We start from the raw sequence: 24195 nt of genomic DNA, 5'->3' as shown, positions 1-24195 counted from the left end.
CCGGAAGGCTCTCTCAGTCGCCGTTCTGCTTCATACTGTTCTCTCTTCCCGTGCGCCTAGCTTTCGGCTAAGACACCAGAATATATCCATTAACGCTTCGCAGGAGCCGTCCCATGCCCTTGGCCAACCTTCCTCCTCTCGTCACCGTTTTTGGCGGCTCGGGCTTTGTCGGGCGGCATGTGGTTCGCACGCTGGCAAAGCGCGGCTATCGTATCCGCGTTGCGGTGCGCCGCCCGGATCTTGCAGGCTTCCTGCAGCCGCTCGGCAATGTCGGCCAAATCTCCTTTGCCCAGGCAAACTTGCGTTACAAGGACTCGATCGTCCGTGCTGTCGAAGATGCCGATCACGTCGTCAATTGCGTCGGGCTGCTGTTCGAAAATGGCCGCAACACCTTTGACGCCGTGCAGGAGTTTGGTGCGCGCGCCGTCGCTGAAGCGGCAAAAGCGGCAGGCGCGACGCTGACCCATATTTCGGCAATCGGCGCCGATGCGAATTCTTCGATTGGATATGCCCGCACCAAGGGCCGCGCAGAAGCCGCGATCCGCTCCATTCTGCCAGACGCCATCGTTCTGCGCCCGTCCATCGTTTTCGGCCCTGAGGATGACTTCTTCAACAAGTTTGCCGGCATGGCCCGCACGCTCCCCTTCCTGCCATTGATCGGTGGTGGAAAGACGAAGTTCCAGCCCGTCTATGTTGAAGATGTTGCGGAAGCCGTTGCCCGCAGCGTCGACGGTCAGCTGAAGGCGGGCGCCACCTATGAGCTTGGCGGCCAGGACGTTTTGACCTTCCGTCAATGTCTTGAGGCTGTATTGGAAGCAACCTACCGCGAACGCCCGATGGTCAACCTGCCGTTCGGCATTGCCTCGTTGATGGGTTCGGTGGCGTCCCTCATTCCGCTGATCAAGCCTCCCTTCACCTCCGACCAGATTGCCCTTTTGAAGAATGACAATGTGGTATCGGCTGAAGCGGAAAAGGCGGGTCTGACGTTGGAAGGGATGGGGATCACACCCGTTCGCATCACCTCGGTGCTGTCGTCCTATCTGGTCAGCTACCGCCCGCACGGCCAGTTCAGCAATGCGGGAAAAGCTGCTTAAAGCACAACTCTTCCTCTTCTCAGCACGAACGGCGCTTCAACTCTCTGAGTTGACGCGCCTCGTGCTTTGATGAGTCGATTGCGACTGCGCTACGATGCCTCCGGTTTTTTTCAAAACGCGCTGCAACCAAAGATTACTCCACCCGTTATGACCCCAACGAGCGTTCGGCGACGAATTCGTCGCTACGTTCAAGGGGTGGGAATGTCGCGGAAACGCGTGGGGAATGCCGCAAGCGTGGCGCAAGGGCAACGGTGGAAAAGTCTTCACATTAACCCGGTGTTCAGCAACGTCAGTTATTGGTAAACGCCACAATCACGACACATCCTCCATCGAACAACCAAGCAGCGGCGCGACCGCTCGTATTTTAATTTTGAAAGGCAATGAGAAATGGGCAGGTCTATCGCACTCTTTTTTGCGTGTGCGGCGTTGGTTGTTCTGGCAGGTTCGTTCATGGCTCCGGGCACGGTTGCCGCGGGCAAGACCGGTTGCTCTCCTGCCTATGGGGTTGACCCATGCGCAACGAGCTCCATCTCTGCGCAGTGAGGTCGATGGCCCTGACGGCCGTTGCGTGAAAAGGCTAAGCGCCCGGAGAGAAAATCCAGGGCGCTTTTTTATTGCAGCCGCTCAAGGCAGTCGCGAAAGAGAAAGAGTCCCGTGCATCCTTGAATGCACAAGGGACGCTCCATCTTATTCGAGCCCACCCATTGCGTTTTCTGAAAATCGTCTCGATTTTCGCGCCCATGCTGTGGTGCAACGCAGCATTAAAGTTACGTTAAAAAAACTTCGTCTATTATTTCGTGCCGAAGCCGCACTTTGAGCTTTTTTCCACCACAGATAAGCAACCGCAAGAAACACAAACTCTGAGCGCAAATGCCAACTCTTTATCATTCCTCCATGTCGACAGCATCACGGTTCGTCCGGCTGATCCTTGCCGAATATGGCTTCCAGATCGATCTTGTCGAGGAGCAGCCCTGGGAAAAGAGGCGGGAATTTCTAGCGCTCAATCCGGCCGGTACCTTGCCCGTCTATCTCGACGACAACATGCGCTCGCTCTGTGGGCCTTATGTGCTGGCAGAGTTTCTGGATGAGGCGCATGGCGTGCTGAAGCGCGATCGTCGTCTTCTGGCGGAAGAACCGTTTCAACGCGCTGAAATCCGTCGTCTGACCGAGTGGTTTCTTCAGAAAATGGAAAACGACGTCACCAAGCCCTTGGTGCGCGAGCGTGTCTACAAATTGCAGATGACGGCTGCCCAAGGTGGCGGACCGCCGGACTCGAAACTTCTGCGGACCGCCCGGTCGAACATTCGCCAGCATATGAAGTATCTCGAATGGCTTGCGGGTTCGCGCACCTGGATCGCCGGTGATCGCTTGAGCTATGCCGATCTCGCGGCCGCAGCATCGGTCTCCATTCTTGACTATCTCGGGGAGATCAACTGGCTGGAAGCGCCGATTGCCAAGGAATGGTACCAGCGGGTGAAGTCACGCCCGTCCTTCCGTCCGCTGCTGGCCGAACGCGTGCCACGTCTGGCACCCTCTTCCCATTATGCCGATCTCGATTTCTAATCCTGTCACCACGCATTATATATAGCGTCTCAGTCGGCGCAGTGCCGGCAGGCGTCCCAGGAGAGAAGCAATCGACACGGTCTTGCAGAAGCAGGAGCTGCGCGCACGCAAGCTGACGGATTTCGTCAAAGCGGAAGCAACGGCGCTTGGCTTCGACCTCTGTCGGATCACCTCGCCGGACGCTATTCCGCAGGCGCCGGAGCGATTGCGTGAATTTCTCGACAGCGGCTTCCACGGCACCATGGGCTGGATGGCGGAAACGCAGGAGCGGCGGGCCTCCCCCAAGACCCTGTGGGGCGATGTCCGCTCGATCGTGATGTTCGGCCTGAATTACGGACCGGATGAAGACCCGCGCACAATCCTTGAACAGCCGGACAAGGCCGCAATCTCCGTTTACGCCCGCAACCGCGATTATCATGACGTCATCAAAGGACGACTGAAGGAGATCGCAACACGCTTTGCGGCGCGTGCTGGCGAAGACGTGAAAGTCTTTGTCGATACCGCGCCAGTCATGGAAAAGCCACTGGCTGCCGCTGCCGGTCTTGGCTGGCAGGGCAAGCACACCAATCTCGTCAGCCGCTCTTTCGGCTCATGGCTCTTTCTCGGCAGCATGTTCACCACGGCCGAACTCTGTCTCGATGAGGCTGATAGGGATCATTGCGGCTCCTGTCGCGCCTGCCTGGACGCATGCCCGACCAACGCCTTTCCCGCGCCCTACAAGCTCGATGCGCGGCGCTGCATTTCCTATCTGACGATCGAGCATAAAGGGCCGATACCACACGAATTCAGACCGATGATTGGCAACCGCATCTATGGCTGCGACGATTGCCTGGCTGCGTGTCCCTGGAACAAGTTCGCCGCCAGCGCATCGGAAATGAAGTTGCAGGCGCGAGAGGATCTCAAGGAACCCCCCATCGACTTTCTTCTTGGACTCGATGACGCTGCATTCCGAACCTTCTTCAGCGGGTCGCCAGTCAAGCGGATTGGTCGCAATCGCTTCATCCGTAACGTTCTGATCGCGGCCGGCAATTCGAAGGACCAAGGCTTGGTCGAAAAGTGCAAGCGTCTGACAAGCGATGCATCACCAGAGGTGCGCGGCATGGCCGTCTGGGCACTCTCACAGTTAATGGACAGCCATAGCTTCCATGCTTACGCTGCGGCGCACACGACCGAAGACGATTCGGATGTGCAGGACGAGTGGCGTATCGCAGGAGCATAGATGTCGCAGCTGATGATTTTCGGTGCCGGATATTCCGGCAAAGCAATCGCCAAAAGTCTTCAGGACAGCATGGACCTGGTGTGCGGTACCACGCGAAGCGCCGACCAGGCCGACAAGCTGCAATCGCTCGGCATCACCCCGTTCATCTTCGATGGCGAAATGCTCAATGACGATTTGTGCGCGGCACTCTCAACCGTCACCCATCTCGTCCAATCGATTGCTCCCGGCAAGACGGGCGATCCATTGTTGCGCCTGTGCGGCGGGAATCTGCAATCGCTCATGCCGCAGCTAAAATGGGCTGCCTATCTTTCCACCGTCGGCGTTTACGGCAATCACGATGGCGCATGGGTCGATGAGGCAACGCCTTGCAAGCCCGTTTCGGCACGCTCGCTGGAGCGCGTGGAGGCTGAGCAGGCGTGGATCAAAGCGGCGAACGACGCCTCGGTGCCGCTCTGTATTCTGCGTCTGTCGGGCATTTATGGACCGGGCCGCAACGGCTTCATGAACCTGGAAAAGGGGACTGCCCGGCGCCTGATCAAGCAGGATCAGGTCTTCAATCGCATCCGCGTCGAGGACATCGGTGCAGTGAGCGCTTTCCTTGTGTCGCGCAACGCCAACGGCATCTTCAACGTGACGGACGACGAGCCGGCACCGCCGCAAGATGTCGTGACGTTCGCCGCGGATCTGATGGGGATCGACCCTCCTCCCGAACAATCCTTCGAGACGGCGGAACTGAGCCCCATGGCCCGGTCCTTCTATGGCGAGAACAAAAGGGTCTCGAACGGCAAGCTCCGCCACATGGGCTTTACGTTTCGCTACCCCGATTACCGCGGATCGCTGCGCCAATTGTCGGAAAGCGGCACCTGGAAAGATGAATGAACGTTCATCTTCAAAGGGTGAAAAATCCATCCAAGTGGCGTTTTGAGAATGTTTATCATCGTTAAATTTGTCTTTAACCTTTTATTAATGTACAAATTTAGAGGATTTTTTCAGCTTTTAGAAAATTATTTCACTCGACTTTTGTGAAGTCGTGACTCGTAGGCTGGTGCCGCAATCCTTTTGCGCTTGTGGTTTGATTCTAAAGAAATTTTTCCGAAACCATAGACGGCTATCTAAAATTGGCTTTCACGCCGGCGATCACGAATGTTACAGACTGTAACAGTTCGTGATTGGAAGAAGGCAAGTTTTTGCCATTTTTCCGCGTCCCTAAACTCTCCGCAATTCATTCGGCGCGGGGCCGAGTATCAGGGAAGCACAGTTTGACGACTATCCGACGCATGACTATCGCGGCAGCAACTATTGCCGCCTGCTGTTTTATCGCTCCTCTTCAAGCCAATGCTGCAAATGGTTGCGGCGGCGCATCTTGGTATGCTCTCACTTCCAAGACTGCTTCCGGCGAAAGGATGAATCCTTCCAATCTGACCGCAGCGCATCGCTCCTTGCGCTTTGGCACCAAGGTCAAGGTGACCAATGCACGCAATGGTAAAGCCGTTGTCGTTCGCATCAATGACCGTGGCCCGTTCATCAAGGGTCGTGTTCTCGACCTGTCCAAGGCTGCAGCCAAGAACCTCGGCATGGTTAGCTCCGGCACCGCCAAAGTCTGCTATGAGATCGTTGCCGCCAAGTAAGACTTGTTTTGCCGCATGTCGTTCTCGCGAGGCCGTTTAGACGCTTGACGTGAACCATGCTTTGATTTCCGAAGCGCTTGTTCGGGAATTCCAGCCTAAGCCTTGCCCTCGCCGCCATTCGCGTCTACCAACCGGGCAATCACGAGATGAGGTAGACAATGCGTTTGGGCGGGCGTTTGGCCGGAGCAATCGAAGTGTTGGCAGATATCGAGGCGCGCAGACGCCCCGTCGCCGACGCACTGAAGGACTGGGGACTGGCGCATCGTTTCGCTGGTTCCGGCGACAGGGCCGCCATCGGCAACATCGTCTACGATGCCCTTCGCATGAAACTGTCCCACGCATGGTTGATGGATGACGATAGCGCCACGGCGCTGGGCTACGCCGTCATGCTGCGCCAATGGGGCAAAACGCCTGAGCAACTGGCGCAAGAATTCGATGGCGATAAGTTCGCCCCTCCGCCTCTTTCCGAAGATTCAATCAACGCACTGAAAAGCCGCTCGCTGGCCGACGCGCCTCTGCACATCCAGGGCGATATTCCAGAATGGGTTCAGCCATCGCTTGAAGCGGCATTTGAAGACGACTGGCTCCGACAGGCAAAAGCACTGAATGAACGCCCGACGCTCGATCTTCGTGCCAACACGCTGAAGGCAAACCGCGACAAGGTGCTCAAGGCGCTGGAAGAGACCGCCGCCGTCGCAACCCGCATCGCGCGTCAAGGTATACGCATTCCGGCGGGCGAAGGTCCGTCGCGCCTGCCGAACGTCACAGCCGAGCTTTCCTTCCAGAAGGGTTGGTTCGAGGTGCAGGACGAAGGCTCGCAGATCGTTGCCGATCTCGCTGGCGCCACTGAAAGTGAGCAGATCCTCGATTATTGCGCCGGCGGCGGTGGAAAGACGCTGGCCATGGCCGCGTCCATGACCAACAAGGGCCAGGTTCACGCCTTCGATGCCGATCGCAAACGCTTGGCACCGATCATCGAGCGGCTGAAACGTGCCGGCACGCGAAACGTCCAGGTGCATGACAGGCCGGCCGGACTGAACGCGTTCCGCGACAAGTTCGACCGCGTCCTCGTGGACGCACCGTGCACAGGCACGGGCACATGGCGCAGGCGGCCGGACACAAAATGGCGTCTCACACAACGCAATCTAGACGAGCGCGTCGGTCAACAGGCCGAAGCTCTGGATCAGGCAAAGGCCTTTGTGCGTCCGGGTGGTGAGCTTCTCTATGTGACCTGCTCCGTGCTGCCGGAAGAGAACGAGCGTCAGGTTCATCGCTTCTGCGCTGAAAACCCGGAATTCTCCATCACGTCGGCACTTGACCGGTGGACGAAGACCTTCGGGCCGGCCGCAACCAAGCCCCATTCTGCAGATGGTGAAACGGTAACTCTGACGCCAGCGACGACGGATACGGATGGCTTCTTCTTCTGCGCCATGACCCGCAAGGGCTAGAAAGGATTTCCTCATATAAACGCTGCTGCAAGGCGATAAGACCGTGTCAGTCCGTTTGTTGGAAGCCTTCTAAACTAGAATATTTGACACCAGTTTACGATTGGTTCAGAACTCGCCTTCACAGCCTCGTTACCGCAGTGCTGGACAGGAGAGAGCATGTTTCGCAAAACCGTTCTAAGCGCCAGCATGGCGCTTTTCGCTGCATCGTCAGCCTTCACCGCGGCCCCCGCAAGAGCAGCGACCGATCCCGCCGCCGTGGTCAAGCATTATGCCGAGTTGGCTGAGGCGAAGTATCAGGATTCACTGACCACCGCACAAGCGCTGGACAAGGCGATCGACGCGCTGATTGCAGCGCCGAGTGACGCGACATTGAAAGCTGCCCGCGAAGCATGGATCAAGGCGCGTGTTCCCTACCAGCAGTCTGAAGTCTATCGCTTCGGCAACCCGATCGTTGATGAGTGGGAAGGCAAGGTCAATGCATGGCCGCTCGATGAAGGCCTGATCGACTATGTCGATAGTTCCTACGGCACTGAGAGCGACGAGAACGAACTCTACACGGCCAACATCATCGCCAACAAGAAACTGACCGTTGGCGGAGAAGTGGTCGATGCATCCAAGATCACGCCCGAACTGATCCGAAGCCTTGCAGAAGCCGGCGAAGTGGAAGCCAACGTTACTACGGGCTATCACGCGATCGAGTTTCTGCTGTGGGGTCAGGATTTGAACGGCACCGGCCCAGGAGCGGGCAACCGTCCCTACACCGACTACGACACGAAGAACTGCACGGGCGGCAATTGCGACCGCCGCGCCGATTATCTGAAAGCCGCTTCGACCCTGCTGGTCTCCGACCTGAAGGAAATGGCCGCGAACTGGGCGCCGGATGGCGAGGCGACGAAGAATGTCGAGGCCGATCCCAAGAAGGGCTTGTCCGCGATCCTCACCGGTATGGGCTCGCTGTCCTATGGCGAGCTTGCGGGCGAGCGCATGAAGCTTGGCCTGCTGCTGCACGATCCGGAAGAAGAGCATGATTGCTTCTCCGACAACACCTACAACTCGCATCTCAACGACGCGATTGGCATCGCTTCGGCTTATACCGGCGAGTACACGCGCGCTGACGGTACCAAGATGAGCGGACCTTCACTCTCCGAACTCGTTGCCGCCAGCGACAAGAAGCTGGACGACGAGATGAAATCCAAGCTCAACAAAACGCTCGATGCCATGCACGCGATGGAAAAGCGCGCCCAGACCGTTGAGGCCTACGACCAGATGATTGGCGAAGGCAACAAGGAGGGTAACGCCGTGGTGCAGGCCGCCATCGACGGGCTTCTCGACCAGACCAAGACGATCGAACGCGTGATTGCCGCTCTCGACCTCGGCAAGATCGAGCTTGAGGGGTCCCAGAGCCTCGACAATCCAAACGCCGTCTTCAAGTAAGATAGATTGATCCGAAAAATAGATGAGGCTGCCGTCCCGGACGGCCTCATCACCTCGTTTCCATTTCTCCAAGCCGGGTCATCGTGAGCCGAGGACATGAAGCGCACTGATCTCGTTCGGCTTGTCACGCCCACCCTCGCCCTTCTCATATGCGGCCTGCCGTCACTGGCTGCCGATGCGACACGCCGTGACATCTCCCAAAGCGATCTAGATCGCGTTCGCGCCGTCACCAGGCCTACGACCGATTTCTCCAAGGCCGAGCCTTTCGAAGCCATGTCCGCCGGTGCGGCGACAACGAGGGTTGCGCCGGGCAATACGTCCTTCTCCCAACCGTCCGCCAACATCGCCCTGGAGCAGGACCAGGACTTCAAGCTCGGCCATGCGCTGTTCCAGAAGCTGTGGGTGTCCTCACCTTCGTCGACGCAGGCCTCCGATGGTTTGGGGCCGCTCTATAACGCCCGCTCCTGTCAGACCTGTCATATCAATGACGGACGCGGGCGCCCGCCGCGTGAGGGCGAGGATGCCGTCTCGATGATCGCCCGCCTTGCACGCGCTCCACGCACGCCTGAGGAAGACAAGCTTCTCCAGGATCATCGGGTCCTCAACTTTCCCGACGTGACCTACGGCGCCCAACTGCAAAACCTCGCCGTGCCGGGTTTGCAGGCGGAAGGCAAATTGACCGTTTCCTATGAGGAGCGGACGGTGACGCTTGGCGACGGCGAAATCGTGTCACTGCGCAAGCCGACCTATCGCGTCGATGGCTTGGTCGATGGACCTTTCGAAGCCACAACCTCCATCTCACCCCGGATTGCGCAGCCCACGCTTGGCCTGGGCTTGATCGAAGCGATCGCTCAGGAAGACATTCTCGCCAATGCCGATCCTGAGGATAAAAACGGCGATGGGATTTCCGGCAAGCCCGCCTTCGTACGCGACCATCGTTCAGGCACGTTGTCGCTCGGTCGTTTCGGCTGGAAAGCCCAGAACGCAACCGTGCGGGATCAGGCCGCAATGGCCTTTTCGCATGATCTCGGCATATCGACGCCTGACGCACCCAATGCCTATGGGGATTGCACGGAAAGGCAGACGGACTGTCTTGCCATGCCGACCGGCGTGCAAAAGCGGTTGGGCGACACCGAAGCACCCTCTCCTGTCCTCGATCTCGTGACGGTCTATACCGAAAACCTGAGCGTTCCTGCCCGACGCAATGTGGATGCCCCCAACGTTCTGCGCGGCAAACAAATGTTCTACGACAGCGGCTGCGCCACCTGTCACACGCCAAAATTTGTCACAAGACGAAACGCCGACGATCCCCTTCACTCTTTCCAACTGATCTGGCCCTATTCCGATTTTCTTCTGCATGACATGGGCGACGGTCTGGCGGATGGGCAGCAGGTTGGTGACGCGACAGGCAAGGAATGGCGCACGCAGCCGCTCTGGGGTATTGGCTTGACGCACGCCGTTAACGGCAACGAATTCTACCTGCATGACGGGCGGGCGCGCAGCCCGACCGAAGCAATTCTCTGGCACGGGGGTGAGGCACAAAAAGCGCGCGACGCCTTTGCTGCCTTGCAAAAATCTGACCGGCAGGCATTGCTGACATTTCTGGAGTCTCTTTGATGGACATTTCGATGCGTAAACTTCTGGCAAGCCTGCCGCTGACGATCCTTCTCTTCATGGGTACGGCGAAGGCCCAGGATGTCGAGTTGATGCCACCTCCGCCGCTCGACCCCGTCAAGGTGCGTGTGACGATGGAAAAGGCTGTCGACGGGTTTATCCGCCCTGGCTATGAGACATTCCGCGACAAGGCACGCGCGCTGGAAAGCACGATGCAAGCGCTCTGTGCCGATCCATCCGCCAATAAGATGAACGATGCCAAGCAAGGTTTTGCCGATACGGTGGACGCCTGGTCGCATATCGAAATCGTCCGCGTCGGTCCGGTCATCGAACAGAACCGTTTCGAGCGCATTCTCTATTATCCGGACAAGAAGGGTCTGGGATTGAAGCAGGTGCAGCGCTATCTCGCCGACAAGGATGAGAGCGTGACGACGGCAGACGGATTGAAGACAAAGAGCGTCGCAGCACAAGGTCTGGGTGCTCTGGAGTTCGTGCTCTACGGTACTGGCGCTGAGGCTTTGACTGGGCAGAAAAATGATTTCCGCTGCCGCTACGGCGCGGCGATCGCCGGCAATCTTGCCAATATCGGAAACGAACTGGTGACGATCTGGACGGCACCGGACAGGACCGCAAAGAACTGGAAAGAGCCAGGCCTGGCCAACCCTGTCTTTCGCGATGAGCGGGAAGCACTGGTTGCCCTTCTCGGCGTTCTCGTCCACGCTTCCGAGGCGATCCGCGATCAGCGCATCGAGACCTTCTACAAGGGGACGGACAATGTGAAATTTCCGCGCACCGCTATCTACTGGCGCTCCGGCCTCACCTGGAAGAGTATCGGCGGCAACATTTCTGCCGTCCAGGACCTACTGCACACCGCCCGTATGGGCGATCTCCTGCCACCGGATCAACGCTCGATCATCGGCTCCATCGACTTCATCGCCAAATCCATGGTCCGCGTCTCCGGCACCATAAATCCCGATGTCGAAAAAGCCTTGGCTGACGACAAGGAGCGGGCCAAGGTCGATTACCTGCTGTTGAACGGCAAGGACCTGATCTACCGCATCAACGACCAGTATGGCGGCGCCATCGGTCTGAGCTCCGGTTTTTCGTTCTCGGACGGAGACTGACGTGGACAAGGACCGGCGGCTTCTTATCGACAGACGCAGCTTCATCAAGGCTGCCGGCGTCCCCTTTCTGGCATCGCTTGCGCCGCGGTCGCTCTTCGCGCTCGAGCGCACCGACGCCGTCTTCGCTTCCGCCTTCCGTAGTCGAGACGGTGCTTATGGCGTGGCGACGCTCAGCGAGGCGGGAGAGATCATCGACAGGGTCGCCTTGCCGGCACGCGCCCATGGTATGGCTTTCAGCCCGGAGACGGGTATGACGGTCGCCTTCGCCCGAAGGCCCGGGACCTTCTTCGTCGCCTTCGATGCACGCGATCGTCGCGCTTCAGTGGTGATCAACACACCCGAGGGGCGGCACTTTTACGGTCATGGACAGTTTTCGCCGGATGGTAAGACCCTCTATGCCAGCGAGAACGACTTCGACGGCAATCGTGGCGTCATCGGCCTTTATGACGCGCAAGACGGCTTCCGCCGCTTCGGTGAATATGACGCCCACGGGATCGGCACCCACGACATGACGGTGAGCACCGATGGCGCGATGATCGTGATTGCCAATGGCGGTATCGAAACCCACCCGGATTTTGGCCGCACCAAACTCAATATCGATCGCATGGAGCCCTCGCTGGTGCTTCTGGAGGCTGCGACCGGCAACCTGATCCAGAAACACACACTCCCGGAGCAGCTAAAGCAGCTTTCAACCCGTCATGTCGATCTTGGCAATGACGGTCGGATTTGGTTTGCCTGCCAGTATGAAGGCCCGCGCAACGACCTGCCGCCACTTGCAGGCTATTTCTCCAAGGGCGACGATCTGCGTTTCGTCGACCTGCCCGATGAGACGACCGGGCGGCTAGCCAACTATGTCGGGGCCATCGCGGTCAACCGCGAGGCGGGTGTCGTCGGATTGACGTCTCCCAACGGCAACGCCTTCGTCACGCTTGACGAGAAGCGTGGCACGGTGCTGACGCAGACAACATTGCGCGAAGCGGCAGGCGTCGCCGCATCGAATAGCGGCGTCATCGCCTCCTCCTATGACGGAGATTTTGCGGGCCGGATGAGTGCTGTTTCATGGGACCAGCACATCGCGCGCATCTCTCGCTAATTTGTTGAAATGGCGCGGGAACCAAAGCCTGTCGCCACCATTCATGCGGCATGAAGAACGCGCTCGTCGTCTATCTCGTTTTTATCGCTGTCGTCGTGACCTGTGGCGCGTTGATCGGCATCAACAACGTTCCCGGCGACTGGTACCAGTCGCTGAACAAGCCGCCATTCAATCCTCCCAACTGGATTTTCGGCCCCGTCTGGACGACGCTTTACGTGATGATCGCCATCTCCGGCGCGCGCACATGGTTGCGAAGCCGTATGGGCGGACGGATGCAGCTGTGGGGCAGCCAGATGCTGCTGAACTTCCTCTGGTCGCCGATGTTCTTCGGCATGCAGAGCCCGGCCGCAGGTCTGATCATCATCGTTCCGATGCTGATCTGCATCATCGCCTTCATCATTCTGACCTCCCGCCGCGACCGGCTGTCTATGTTGCTCTTCATCCCCTACGCGGCCTGGGTCGGCTTTGCCACGCTTCTGAATGCCAGCATTCTCTATTTGAACTAAAGCGCCGTGCGTCCTGCTGGACGCACAAAGGATGCCGGACCTTTTTGAATCGACACATTGTACTTTCCGAACATCGAGGCCGATTTTTGCAAAGCACGATGCTGTAGTCGCAAGTCTGCTCCGCTTCCGGCAACCATTGGGAGCACCGGAGTGGAAACCCAAACCGAAACTGGTTAAGCTCTCTCCGAGAGCCATGGGAGGCGGCGATCGAAAGCCGGCAGTCTATGAATGTTTCGGATCATATCAAAGAAATCGAGCATGTCGCAGATGGCAGGAACACCGGTCGCGATGCCGTCGTCCTGGAATCCTGGAGACGCTGCCTCGATACCTACCAGTTGGACCCGGCAAAAGCCCGGGAAGCGGTGATCGTTTCTGACACGCGGTTGCGTGAACATCGGCAGCGATCCGGAGATCTGGTGCACATTGCCCGTTCAGCCCTGGAAGCGCTCTATCGCCAGGTGGCGGAGCAGAATTATGTGCTCCTTCTCTCCGATCGGCAGGGAGTGACGGTGGAATTCCTGGGGGATCCCTCCTTCAACAACAATCTGCGCAAGGCAGGACTTTACCTCGGATCGGAGTGGTCCGAACCCCGCGCCGGCACCTGCGCTGTAGGGGCCTGTATTGCGACGGGCGAAGCGCTGACCATTCACCAGACCGACCATTTCGATGTCACCCATACGCCGCTCTCCTGCACCGCCGCACCCATCTACGATACGCAAGGCGCTCTCGCGGCCGTGTTGGATATCTCGCTTCTGAGTTCTCCCATCCTCAAGACGAGCCAGAACATGGCCCGCCACCTTGTGTCTTCGACGGTACGACGCATAGAACTGGCAAACCTGATGGCGAGCAGCCGACATGATCTCGTCCTGCGCTTTGCCAGCGCACCGGAGTTTCTGGATGTTGATCCGGAGGCGGCCCTTTCGGTCGATGGCGCCGGCCGGATCACGGGCATGACCCATGGCGCTGCCCGCTTCCTTGCCGCATCACAAGGTTTGGACTGGCGAAAGCCGGACGAACTTCTCGGACAGCGCGTCGAGGCGTTTTTCGAAGCCGACCTTGATGAGCTCGCGTCCCATACCCGCTCCAGCCTTCCGCAGGAAAGGCGGATCGTGGTCAAAGGCGGGACCATTCTTTACGCGCATGCAATCGAGCCGCAGCAGACGAGATCGACCGTGCCGCTCGTGCGCTCGAAATCTCAGGCGACGGTTTCCCGAATTGGTGATAGCGGACCGGCGGTCCAAAACCTCCAGCGGAAGGTGGAGAGACTGGCACCTTCGAAACTCCCGATCCTGCTGCAGGGCGAGACGGGTACCGGCAAGGAGCATCTGGCGCGCATCATTCATGATTTAAGCGGGCTCTCCGGCCGCTTCGTCACGATCAATTGCGCAGCCATTCCCGAACAGCTGATCGAAAGCGAATTGTTCGGCTATCTTCCAGGCGCCTTCACCGGCGCTTCGCCGAAGGGACGCAAAGGGCTCGTGGAAGAAGCGGATGGCGGCACGCTTTTCCTGGATGAGATTGGAGACATGCCGCTTGTCGCACAGAACAGGCTGCTGCGTGTTCTCGCCGAGGGAGAGGTTCTGCCGGTCGGTGGCTCGACACCGCAGAAGGTTGATTTCAGGGTCATCTCCGCGTCGCACCGCCCTTTGAGGGACATGGTCCTTACCGGAGATTTCCGCGAGGACCTGTACTATCGGCTGAATACCGCCGTCATGACGTTGCCGCCGCTGAGAGAACGGGAGGACTTTACGTGGCTGCTTGAGAGGACCCTGGAGAAGCACAGCGTGCCGGGCCGCCCACTTTCTCTCTCCAACGCCGCACGGTCCGCGCTCGTGCATCATCGCTGGCCGGGCAATATTCGCGAACTGGACAATGCGATAGCCTTCGCGGCAGCGCTCTGCGACGACGGATTTATCACGGTGGACGATCTCCCAGAGCATCTCGTTTTCGCCTCGACAACGCCTGTGACCGATGAGCGGGAACTTGATCTTCGTGCGCTGCTTGCCGCATGCGACGGCAATGTCTCCGAGGCGGCCAGAAGGCTTGGTATTGATCGCACCACGCTCCATCGTCGGATGCGCAGGCTTGGCATCGGCAAGCCTCACTGAGTGAGGCACGCGCCACAGCTGTAGCACCACAGCTGTGGCGGAATGCAAAACCGGCCTGTCGCGAAACCCCAGCAATCTCCGGCGTCTCAGCCTGGGAACGCGTCTGGCATGGGCATTGCACCTTCTCTGGCATCAGACGCCATGGAGGAAAAAAATGCGCGCCCTTAGATTTCATGCGGCCAAGGATCTGCGGATCGAGGATGTTCCAGATCCGAAACATCCCGGACCGGGACAGGTGCTCGTCCGTAACCGCTTCGTCGGCATCTGCGGCACCGATCTCCACGAATACAGCTACGGTCCGATCTTCGTGCCCACCGAGCCGCACCCGTTCACCGGCGCGCATGGTCCGCAGATCCTCGGCCATGAATTCGGCGGTGTGGTGGAGGCCATCGGAGAGGGCGTGACCTCGGTGCGCGTCGGTGACCGCGTATCGATCCAGCCACTGGTCATGCCGCGCTCCGGCGATTACTTTGCCGATCGCGGTCTCTTCCATCTGAGCCCGCAACTGGCGCTCGTTGGACTGAGCTGGGACGGCGGCGGCATGGCCGAGGCAGCGCTGGTCAATGAATACAACGTCCAGAAAATTCCGGACGACATGACCGATGAGGAAGCAGCGCTGGTAGAACCGACGGCCGTTGCCGTCTATGCCTGCGACCGCGGTGGTGTAACCGCTGGTAACAGCGTCCTGGTAACAGGTGCCGGCCCGATCGGCATGCTGACGCTTCTCGCCGCTCGCGCCGCCGGTGCCGCGCAGCTTTTCGTATCCGATCTCAACGATGCGCGCCTCGAACTTGCTCGAAACGTCATTCCCGACGTGATCACCATCAACCCCAAGCGCGATCGTGTCGGCGATGTCGTGCGCGCGGCAACCGAAGGGCTTGTCGGCTGCGATGTCGCGATCGAATGCGTCGGCAACGAACATGCACTCAAGGCCTGTGCCGATGCGGTACGTAAGCAGGGCGTCGTGGTCCAGACGGGCCTTCACCCACACGAAAATCCGCTCGATTGGTTCCAGGTGACTTTCCGGGACCTGGAAATCAAGGGCTCCTGGGCCTACCCGACCCATTACTGGCCCCGCGTGATCCGTTTGATTGCCTCCGGGCTGTTACCCGCCACGAAGATCGTCACCAAGCGCATCACGCTCGATAACGCCGTGTCTGAGGGCTTCGATACCTTGCTGGACCCGGCCGGCACGCATCTGAAGATCCTCATCGATCTTTCCAAATAGCCCATCCCTGTCGCAGCCCGGGAAGAGGAGCCCGGAATGCGGCAGGTCAATAGTCTGGCAAGTGGAGAGACCGCCGCTTGCCACAAGACCCAAGCAAACCATGGAGGAGATGAATATGCTTGACGTCAGTCCCGCCACCAAAATCGACACTGTTCTTTCCAAGTTCGGCACAGCGCTTGAAGCAGGCGACATAGATGCTGCCATCCACCTGTTTCAGGCCGATTGCCACTGGCGCGATCTGGTAACCTTCACCTGGAACCTGAAGACGCTGGAAGGCCGCGAAGAGATCCGCGACATGCTGCAGAGCCAGCTTGCCGCAATCAAGCCTTCGGGCTTTGTGCAAGACGGTAAAGAGCCGGCCTCGGAAGGCGGTGGCGTCACCGAAGGCTGGTTTGAGTTCGAGACTGCGACAGCGCGTGGATACGGCCATATCCGCCTGAAGGACGGACTGATCTGGACCTTGCTGACCACGATGAGCGAGTTGAAAGGTCACGAAGAGCCGAAAGGCATGCGCCGTCCGATGGGCGCCGAACACGGCCATGACCGCAACCGCCGGACCTGGAAAGAAAAGCGCGAGGCCGAAGCCAGCGAACTTGGTTACTCCGAGCAGCCCTATGTCGTCATTATTGGCGGCGGCCAGGGCGGCATTGCCCTTGGTGCCCGCCTTCGTCAACTCGGCGTTCCGACGATCATCATCGAAAAGAACGAGCGGCCGGGCGACAGCTGGCGCAAGCGTTACAAGTCGCTCTGCCTGCACGATCCCGTCTGGTACGATCACCTGCCCTATATTCCCTTTCCGGAAAACTGGCCGGTCTTTACCCCCAAGGACAAGGTGGGCGATTGGCTGGAGATGTATACCAAGGTCATGGAGCTGAATTACTGGGGCTCAACCACCTGCAAATCTGCGCAGTATGACGAGGCCAAAGGCGAATGGACGGTTGTCGTAAACCGAGCCGGTGAGGACGTCGTGCTGCGGCCGAAACAGCTGGTGCTGGCGACCGGCATGTCGGGCAAGCCAAACGTACCGAAAATTCAAGGGCAGGATATCTTCAAGGGTGAACAGCAACACTCGTCGCAGCATCCTGGCCCGGATGCTTATGCGGACAAAAAGGTCGTGGTGATCGGCTCCAATAACTCGGCCCATGATATTTGCGCCGCCCTTTGGGAGGCCGGCGCGGATGTCACCATGCTGCAGCGGTCGTCCACCCACATCGTCAAATCGGACTCGCTGATGGAAATCGGTCTGGGCGACCTCTATTCCGAACGCGCGGTCGCGAGTGGGATGACGACGCGCAAGGCCGATCTCATCTTCGCCTCGCTCCCCTACAGGATCATGCATGAGTTCCAGATCCCGATTTACGACAGGATCCGCGAGAAGGATGCCGATTTCTACGCGGCGCTGGAGAAAGCCGGCTTCATGCTGGACTTCGGCGATGACGAATCCGGTCTGTTCATGAAGTATCTGCGTCGCGGCTCCGGCTACTACATCGATGTCGGCGCCTGCGATCTAGTGATCGACGGCTCGATCAAGTTGAAATCCGGCGTGGATGTCTCGCATCTCACTGAAAATGCCGTGGTGTTGAAGGACGGCACCGAGCTGCCGGCGGATCTGGTGGTCTACGCAACCGGCTACGGCTCGATGAATGGCTGGGCCGCAGATCTCATCTCCCGCGAGGTAGCAGACAAGGTTGGCAAGTGCTGGGGTCTCGGCTCCAACACGACGAAGGATCCCGGCCCTTGGGAAGGGGAGCAACGCAACATGTGGAAGCCGACCCAACAACAGGCGCTGTGGTTTCATGGCGGCAATCTGCATCAGTCGCGCCACTACTCACAATATCTGTCGCTTCAGCTGAAGGCGCGCCACGTCGGGCTTGAAACCCCGGTCTATGGTCTGCAAAAGCCCCATCATCTGGCATGATGTGAAACTGGCCTCGATCCGTCGGTTGGCAACGACCGACGGATCAGCCACCCTTGTCTTGCGCGTGAACGGACGCCATGTCATTTTTGCGTAAAAATGAAAGGCAGGGGAATGGCATTCACCGATCCTGGCGATTTTCGCCAGCGCATTGAAAAGAGCTTTGCACGTCAGGGCGTCGTACAGGCGATCAAAGCCGAGCTCTCGCGTATCGAGCACAGGCTGGTCGAAATCGAACTGCCCTTTCATCCCAAGCTCACCCAGCAACACGGCATCTTGCATGCTGGCGTCATCGCCGCAGCGCTCGACACCGCCTGCACCTATGCCGCCTACACCATCGTAGAGCCTGAAGCGTCTCTTTTGACGATCGAGTTCAAGGTCAATCTCATGTCTCCGGGGCGTGGTGAGCGTTTTCTCTTCCGCGGCGAAATCACCAAGCCCGGCAGCAACATCATCGTTGCCGACGGGCGCGCCTATGCGATCTCCGACGGACCAGCCAAACTGATCGCCTCGATGACCGGTACGATGATGGTTCTCAAGGGCCGCGAAGGGTTCAACGAAAATGAGCTATGAAATGGTCGATATCGACGGCAAGCGCCTTCTCTTCGTCATGGCGGCAGATGCCGAGTATGGCCCGCATCTGAAGGCCCGCTTCCGGCCGCTGATGACCGGCGTTGGCCCGGTAGAGGCCGCCGTCTCCTTGACCGCGACACTGAGCGACCTTAACGGCCAGGCGCGCCTGCCGCATCTCGTCGTTTCGCTCGGTTCCGCCGGTTCGCGCACACTGGAACAGGCGGACGTCTATCAGGCGGCGAGCGTCTCGTACCGCGATATGGACGCTTCAGCCTTCGGCTTCGAAAGAGGGCGCACGCCCTTTCTCTATCTCCCGGCAGAGGTGCCGCTCCCATTCATCATCCCGCAGATCCCCACTGCCCGGGTTTCGACCGGCGCAAACGTCGTATCCGGAAGTGCCTACGAGGCGATCGACGCCGACTTGGTGGAGATGGAGACCTTCGCGGTTCTGCGGGCCTGCCAGCGTTTCGGCGTTCCGCTGATCGGCTTGCGCGGCATCTCCGATGGCAAGGCGGACGTCCACCATATCGGTGATTGGACCGAATATCTGCACGTCATCGACGAGAGGCTGGCAGAGGCCGTCGACAGGCTGAAGGACGCCATAAAGGCTGGAGAGATTCCGCTCTAAAGCTTGCACTGAAGCCCATTTTCTGGCTTTTCAAGGCATCTGCCGGGTTGCCTTACGCCCGGCAATTCTTTAAAGGCTCGCCATGACCCAGATAGCCCATCCCGACAGCATCCTCATCATCGATTTCGGCAGCCAGGTGACGCAGCTGATTGCGCGCCGTATCCGCGAAGCCGGGGTCTATTGCGAAATTCACCCGTTCCAGAACGCCGCCGAGGCATTCGAGAAGATGCAGCCGAAGGGCGTCATCTTCTCCGGCGGCCCCGCATCTGTCACGGCAGAGGGAAGCCCGCGCGCACCGCAGGCGGTGTTCGATGCAGGCATCCCGATCCTCGGCATCTGCTATGGCCAGCAGACACTCTGCACCCAGCTGGGCGGCACGGTCGAAGGCGGCCATGCGGCGGAATTCGGCAGAGCCGATATCGAGATCAAGAAGGCAAGCCCGCTCTTCGACGGTTTCTGGGAGCTCGGCGGCCGTTACCCGGTCTGGATGAGCCACGGAGACCGCGTCACACAATTGCCGGCCGGTTTCGAAGTGGCGGCGACGTCCGAGAACGCCCCCTTCGCCATCGCAGTCAATGAAGAGCGCCGTTATTACACCACCATGTTCCACCCGGAAGTGGTTCACACGCCGGATGGCGCAAAGCTGCTTTCCAACTTCGTTCACAAGATCGTCGGTCTGAAATCCGACTGGACGATGGCCGCCTATCGCGCCGAGATGATCCGCAAGATCCGCGAGCAGGTCGGCGATGGCCGCGTGCTTTGCGCGCTTTCCGGCGGCGTCGATTCCTCGGTTGCAGCGATCCTCATCCATGAGGCCATCGGCGACCAGCTGACCTGCGTTTACGTCGATCATGGCCTGATGCGTCTTGCTGAAAGCGAGCAGGTCGTCGGCATGTTCCGCGATCATTACAACATCCCGCTCGTCCATGTGGATGCCTCCGACCTTTTCCTCACTGAACTGGCTGGCGTTTCCGATCCCGAAGTCAAGCGCAAGACCATCGGTCGCCTGTTCATCGAAACCTTCGAAGCCGAAGCTGCCAAGATCGCAGCCGACGGGAAGGGTGCTCCGGCGTTTCTGGCGCAGGGCACGCTCTATCCTGACGTCATCGAAAGTGTGTCCTTCTCTGGCGGCCCGTCCGTCACGATCAAGAGCCACCACAATGTCGGCGGGCTTCCCGAGCGCATGAACATGAAGCTGGTCGAACCGCTTCGTGAATTGTTCAAGGACGAAGTCCGCGCTCTTGGCCGCGAACTCGGCCTGCCGGAAAGCTTTATCGGACGTCACCCCTTCCCGGGCCCAGGTCTGGCGATCCGTTGCCCCGGCGTCGTGACGCGCGAGAAGCTCGATATTCTGCGCAAGGCGGATGCGATCTATCTCGACGAAATTCGCAAGGCTGGTCTCTATGACACCATCTGGCAGGCCTTTGCGGTTCTGCTGCCGGTTCAGACCGTGGGTGTTATGGGTGACTACCGCACCTATGACTTCGTCTGCGCATTGCGCGCGGTCACCTCAGTCGACGGCATGACGGCGGATTTCTACCCTTACGACATGAACTTCCTCGGTCGTGCGGCCACCCGCATCATCAACGAGGTCAAGGGCATCAACCGCGTGGTCTATGATGTGACGTCGAAGCCACCCGGCACGATCGAGTGGGAATGATCGCGCTCCCGCTGTAAACTGGCAGCAAGTTGCGAGAAAATACTGAAAGCCCGCTTATTGCGGGCTTTCAGCTTTTTAAAACAGGCCGATTGATGCAACGTTTACGCGATACAATGAACCGATAGGCTGTCCTCACGCTGCTGGTCAGTACCTTGCGGTCAATCACCTCGTGAAAGCCCTCTCGCCGCGAAGGGTTTGCGGGCCGCTTCAGACTGTCTTGATCGTACCGCCATCGATGACAAACTCGGCACCGTGGATCGCAGCGGCCCGGTCGGAGGCAAGGTAGGCAATAAGGTCGGCAACCTCTTCGGGTTCGGCTCCGCGCCCGATCGAGATCCCGCCCAGCGCATCGAGCACGGACTGACGCGCGTCTTCGATCGTGCCGCCATTGGCATTGCGCAGCATGTCGAGGAAGTCGCCAGCGGCATCGGTCATGATCCAGCCGGGAGAGACGGAATTGACCCGCACACCTTTGGGCCCGAGTTCTTTCGAAATCGACTTGCTGTAGGTTCTCAGCGCCGCTTTCGCAGCGGCATAGGCTGTCGTGGATTCCGGCAGCGGCAGCACGGACTGGATGGAGGTAACGTGCACGACGGTGCCCTTACCGCGCTCCAGCATCTGAGGGATCAACAGTCGGTCGAGCCGGACCGTTGCCAGCAGGTTGAGGTTCAGTTCGGCAAGCCAGTGCTCATCCGTCAGCGCAGCGAAGCCGCCCGCCGGCGAAGCAGAGCCACCGATAACATGGGCAAGAATGTCGATACCGCCGAGCCGCTCGATTGCCGCCTTGGCCACCGCTTCGCTACCCTCAGCAGTGGTCAGGTCCGCCTGAACATATTCGACGCCTTCAATCGGATCCTTGATCGTGCGGGCAGCCGTAACGACGCGAGCGCCGCCGGCGAGGAAGCGTTTCACCGTGGCGCGGCCGAGACCCTTGGTACCGCCGCTGACGAGCACACGCTTGCCGGCAAATTCATGGGGAAGTACCTGGACACTCATATCGTGGTCTCCAGGGTCTTGATGGCATTGTGCGCCAGCGTAAATCGATAGGTGAAGCGGAGGGGGCTGCCGGGGAAGTCTCCGTGAGCTGGACCTTCGAGAACAATGTCGCCGTTTTCCTTCCGAACAGTATCGGGCTCGAAGATCGCTTTGACCGCGATCGCTTCATCCTCAAGGAGCTGGCGGATTTTGGCTGGGCCTACGTAACGCTTACCGTTATCTATGAAGACGGCATCATTCGTGAATTGCTTCATCATGCCTTCCAGATCGAGACGCGCATTTGCCTCGATGTAATCGGCAATCGGTTGAGGTAGGTTCAGTGACATGATCATCTCCTTCTAAGTGATGCGGCTAATTTAGCGCTGGACTTTTCTCCCGATAAGCGAGATGAAACCGCATGAGGTGTAACGGAAATCGGGACAATGGCGCGCCACTCTCTCATTGAACTTGAGGCGGTCTTGGCCATTGTTCGGTGCGGTTCGTTTCGAGCAGCGGCTCTCGAACTCGGCATGTCGACCACGGCGATCAGCAGCGCTGTCGGCAAGCTTGAGCGGGAGCTTGCCGTTCGTTTGTTCAATCGCACCACGCGCAGCGTCTCGCTCACCTATGCGGGACGCATCTTCGTTGCACAGATCAAGCCGGCGCTCGAAAACATCCAGAAGGCGATGAACACGGCACGCTCCCAGCAGGAGACACCGTCCGGTACGTTGCGCATCAATACTTTCGCGACGGCGGCGCGCGAGATCATGGCGCCGCTGGTCCTGAACTATCTGCAGCGCTATCCCCAGGTGCATATCGACATCGTGACTGAGGGGCGGCTCGTCGACGTCGTAGCGGCGGGCTTCGATCTGGCAGTGCGCAGCGCCGATCTCGTGCCCAGCGATGCGATCGCAATACCGCTGGGCCAGATGCGACGCATGGCCGTTGTCGCATCTCCTGCCTTCTTCCAAAACCAGGCTGTCCCCCAAGTGCCGCAGGATCTGCTCAACCACCCCTGCGTTCGCGCCAGGCTTCCGGATGGCACATTGCTCCGGTGGCGGTTCGAGAAGGGTGGCGAAGGTCTGCAACTCGACGTCGATGGGCCGATCACGCTCGACGAAGCCTCTCTGGCGCGGATCGCGGTGACGAGCGGTTTAGGGATCGGCTATTTCATGGAAATGGATGTCCGCGAAGACATCGCTGCAGGACGGCTTGTGCGCATCCTCGATGACTGGACGCCGCCGCTCGTACCGCTGTGCCTCTATTATTATAATCGGCGCAATTCCTCGGCTGCCTTCCAGGCCTTCATCGCATTGGCGCGCGACTATGCCGCCGGACGGCTCGCGCAGCCCTGAGCTTTTATCTCGGCAGTCGCTGAAAATCGGTCTCGGAGGCCCCATCTCTGCGAAAAGGTGACGACGACGTCGGGACTTTTTTTACTCCCGGCTCAACCATTCATCCGCGCGGCGCGTTAGGGATCCATTGTTCCCAGCACCGCGGTCCCGTCATGCCCTCAACCTTTCGATTCGATCTGCTCGCCAAGAGTGGTTACGCCGCACGCGGTATCGTCTTCATGCTCGTTGGCGGGCTGGCGCTGCTGTCCGGTGTCTCCGGTGAGAAAGCCGAAACGAAGTCGGCACTCTCAACGCTTCTGAACCAGCCGTTCGGACGCATCTGGGTGGGCGCCATCGGCATCGGGCTTCTGGGTTTTGTGTGCTGGCGGTTGGCGCAAGCCATTGCCGATACGGACGATCACGGCACCAGTGCAAAAGGACTTGTCATTCGTACTGCTCTCATCGGAAGTGCGATTACCTATTTGGGTCTTGCCGGCTTTGCGCTTGGCCATAGCTTTCTTGCCGGTGGTGGCAATGAAGGATCTGGCGAGAAAGATCTTGCTCAATGGATCATCTCCCAGCCTTTTGGATCTTATCTGCTGATTGTGGTTGGAGCGGGGTTCGTCATCGGCGGCGGTGTCACTGCTGCGAAGGGACTGACGCGAAAGTTCGAGCGTTATCTCCGCATCCCGGATCAAAACGCAGTCGCTACCTGGATCTGTATCTACGGCCTCGTCGCGCGCGGCCTGGTGTTTGCCATCATCGGCATCCTGTTTGTCATGGCGGGAATGAAGGTCGATCCGCAGGAGGCTGGCAGTATGGGCGATGCGATGCAGTGGCTGAGGCAGATGCCATTCGGCAGCGCTCTTTACATCTGCGTTGCAGCAGGGCTTGCCGCCTTCGGCATATACAATCTGATTGAGGCCCGCTACCGGACGATCCCGAGCCCTTCCTTAAGCGCAGTAACGCAATCCGTGCGCTCCGCTTTGCCCGGGCGATGACAGCGACGTTCCAAGACATTCTGATGATCCAACGCTCAAGAAAAGGAGCC

General features: G+C 59.0%; 22 protein-coding genes. 20 read left to right on the top strand and 2 right to left on the bottom strand.

What is annotated here, in order from left to right:
* Positions 1 to 113: 113 nt before the first annotated feature.
* The 18 genes from ACTJK5_RS15490 (at position 114) to guaA (ending at position 20835) form a co-directional block, all read left to right on the top strand.
* A complete protein-coding gene (locus ACTJK5_RS15490) occupies positions 114 to 1094 on the top strand; it encodes a complex I NDUFA9 subunit family protein (RefSeq protein WP_440598847.1) in 981 nt (326 codons plus the stop codon).
* A 223-nt stretch (positions 1095 to 1317) separates the two neighbouring features.
* Entirely contained in the window at positions 1318 to 1911 is a 594-nt protein-coding gene (locus ACTJK5_RS15485) for a hypothetical protein (RefSeq protein WP_440598991.1), read from the top strand.
* 53 nt (positions 1912 to 1964) lie between these two features.
* Positions 1965 to 2657, top strand: a complete 693-nt coding sequence (locus tag ACTJK5_RS15480; protein WP_062423668.1) for a glutathione S-transferase family protein — start codon at positions 1965 to 1967, stop codon at positions 2655 to 2657.
* A gap of 82 nt (positions 2658 to 2739) precedes the next feature.
* The gene (queG, locus tag ACTJK5_RS15475) at positions 2740 to 3876 is read left to right on the top strand and encodes a tRNA epoxyqueuosine(34) reductase QueG (RefSeq protein WP_440598846.1); all 1137 of its coding nucleotides are present in this window, start codon (positions 2740 to 2742) and stop codon (positions 3874 to 3876) included.
* Positions 3877 to 4755: an SDR family oxidoreductase gene (locus tag ACTJK5_RS15470; protein WP_440598845.1), complete on the top strand. Its 879-nt coding sequence runs from the start codon at positions 3877 to 3879 to the stop codon at positions 4753 to 4755.
* Positions 4756 to 5135: 380 nt separating this feature from the next.
* Positions 5136 to 5504: a septal ring lytic transglycosylase RlpA family protein gene (locus ACTJK5_RS15465; RefSeq protein ID WP_113175855.1), complete on the top strand. Its 369-nt coding sequence runs from the start codon at positions 5136 to 5138 to the stop codon at positions 5502 to 5504.
* Positions 5505 to 5662: 158 nt separating this feature from the next.
* Positions 5663 to 6952 (top strand): RsmB/NOP family class I SAM-dependent RNA methyltransferase, encoded by a 1290-nt coding sequence (locus tag ACTJK5_RS15460; RefSeq protein ID WP_440598844.1) that lies wholly within the window; start codon positions 5663 to 5665, stop codon positions 6950 to 6952.
* 156 nt (positions 6953 to 7108) lie between these two features.
* On the top strand, positions 7109 to 8386 hold the full coding sequence (locus tag ACTJK5_RS15455; protein ID WP_440598843.1) for an imelysin family protein: 1278 nt from the start codon (positions 7109 to 7111) through the stop codon (positions 8384 to 8386).
* Between the two features lie 96 nt (positions 8387 to 8482).
* Positions 8483 to 10003 carry a di-heme oxidoreductase family protein gene (locus ACTJK5_RS15450; protein WP_440598842.1) on the top strand — a complete coding sequence of 507 codons (1521 nt, stop codon included), beginning with the start codon at positions 8483 to 8485 and terminating at the stop codon, positions 10001 to 10003.
* Positions 10003 to 11124, top strand: a complete 1122-nt coding sequence (locus tag ACTJK5_RS15445; RefSeq protein WP_440598841.1) for an imelysin family protein — start codon at positions 10003 to 10005, stop codon at positions 11122 to 11124. Before ACTJK5_RS15450 ends, ACTJK5_RS15445 begins: the two co-directional genes overlap by 1 nt.
* A 1-nt stretch (position 11125) precedes the next feature.
* The gene (locus ACTJK5_RS15440; RefSeq protein ID WP_440598840.1) at positions 11126 to 12217 is read left to right on the top strand and encodes a DUF1513 domain-containing protein; all 1092 of its coding nucleotides are present in this window, start codon (positions 11126 to 11128) and stop codon (positions 12215 to 12217) included.
* Positions 12218 to 12267: 50 nt separating this feature from the next.
* The gene (locus tag ACTJK5_RS15435) at positions 12268 to 12723 is read left to right on the top strand and encodes a TspO/MBR family protein (protein ID WP_440598839.1); all 456 of its coding nucleotides are present in this window, start codon (positions 12268 to 12270) and stop codon (positions 12721 to 12723) included.
* Between the two features lie 224 nt (positions 12724 to 12947).
* On the top strand, positions 12948 to 14831 hold the full coding sequence (locus ACTJK5_RS15430) for a sigma-54-dependent Fis family transcriptional regulator (protein ID WP_111847285.1): 1884 nt from the start codon (positions 12948 to 12950) through the stop codon (positions 14829 to 14831).
* A 154-nt stretch (positions 14832 to 14985) separates the two neighbouring features.
* Positions 14986 to 16059: a 2,3-butanediol dehydrogenase gene (locus ACTJK5_RS15425; RefSeq protein ID WP_111847284.1), complete on the top strand. Its 1074-nt coding sequence runs from the start codon at positions 14986 to 14988 to the stop codon at positions 16057 to 16059.
* A 115-nt stretch (positions 16060 to 16174) separates the two neighbouring features.
* A complete protein-coding gene (locus tag ACTJK5_RS15420; protein ID WP_111847512.1) occupies positions 16175 to 17977 on the top strand; it encodes an NAD(P)/FAD-dependent oxidoreductase in 1803 nt (600 codons plus the stop codon).
* A gap of 111 nt (positions 17978 to 18088) precedes the next feature.
* Positions 18089 to 18547 carry a PaaI family thioesterase gene (locus ACTJK5_RS15415; protein ID WP_062423657.1) on the top strand — a complete coding sequence of 153 codons (459 nt, stop codon included), beginning with the start codon at positions 18089 to 18091 and terminating at the stop codon, positions 18545 to 18547.
* Positions 18537 to 19175, top strand: coding sequence for a 5'-methylthioadenosine/S-adenosylhomocysteine nucleosidase (locus tag ACTJK5_RS15410; RefSeq protein WP_440598838.1), 639 nt, complete (start codon positions 18537 to 18539; stop codon positions 19173 to 19175). The genes ACTJK5_RS15415 and ACTJK5_RS15410 overlap by 11 nt, the downstream gene beginning before the upstream one ends.
* An 82-nt stretch (positions 19176 to 19257) precedes the next feature.
* Positions 19258 to 20835, top strand: coding sequence for a glutamine-hydrolyzing GMP synthase (gene guaA, locus ACTJK5_RS15405; protein WP_062423655.1), 1578 nt, complete (start codon positions 19258 to 19260; stop codon positions 20833 to 20835).
* A gap of 207 nt (positions 20836 to 21042) precedes the next feature.
* Here guaA and ACTJK5_RS15400 read toward each other — a convergent pair whose 3' ends face one another.
* Together ACTJK5_RS15400 and ACTJK5_RS15395 are read right to left on the bottom strand one after the other, a co-directional pair.
* A complete protein-coding gene (locus tag ACTJK5_RS15400; protein WP_111847282.1) occupies positions 21043 to 21831 on the bottom strand; it encodes an SDR family oxidoreductase in 789 nt (262 codons plus the stop codon).
* Positions 21828 to 22157: a nuclear transport factor 2 family protein gene (locus tag ACTJK5_RS15395; RefSeq protein ID WP_111847281.1), complete on the bottom strand. Its 330-nt coding sequence runs from the start codon at positions 22155 to 22157 to the stop codon at positions 21828 to 21830. Before ACTJK5_RS15395 ends, ACTJK5_RS15400 begins: the two co-directional genes overlap by 4 nt.
* A 96-nt stretch (positions 22158 to 22253) precedes the next feature.
* Here ACTJK5_RS15395 and ACTJK5_RS15390 point away from each other — a divergent pair, with 96 nt between their 5' ends.
* Both ACTJK5_RS15390 and ACTJK5_RS15385 read left to right on the top strand, forming a co-directional pair.
* On the top strand, positions 22254 to 23165 hold the full coding sequence (locus ACTJK5_RS15390) for a LysR family transcriptional regulator (RefSeq protein ID WP_111847280.1): 912 nt from the start codon (positions 22254 to 22256) through the stop codon (positions 23163 to 23165).
* A 152-nt stretch (positions 23166 to 23317) separates the two neighbouring features.
* On the top strand, positions 23318 to 24145 hold the full coding sequence (locus tag ACTJK5_RS15385) for a DUF1206 domain-containing protein (protein ID WP_440598837.1): 828 nt from the start codon (positions 23318 to 23320) through the stop codon (positions 24143 to 24145).
* Positions 24146 to 24195: the final 50 nt, after the last annotated feature.

Origin of the sequence: Agrobacterium sp. 22094, assembly GCF_052046015.1 — a bacterium.
Taxonomy (GTDB): domain Bacteria; phylum Pseudomonadota; class Alphaproteobacteria; order Rhizobiales; family Rhizobiaceae; genus Agrobacterium; species Agrobacterium cavarae.
The sequence above is the reverse complement of the archived record's forward strand: the minus strand, read 5'-3'. Positions and strand labels throughout refer to the sequence as shown.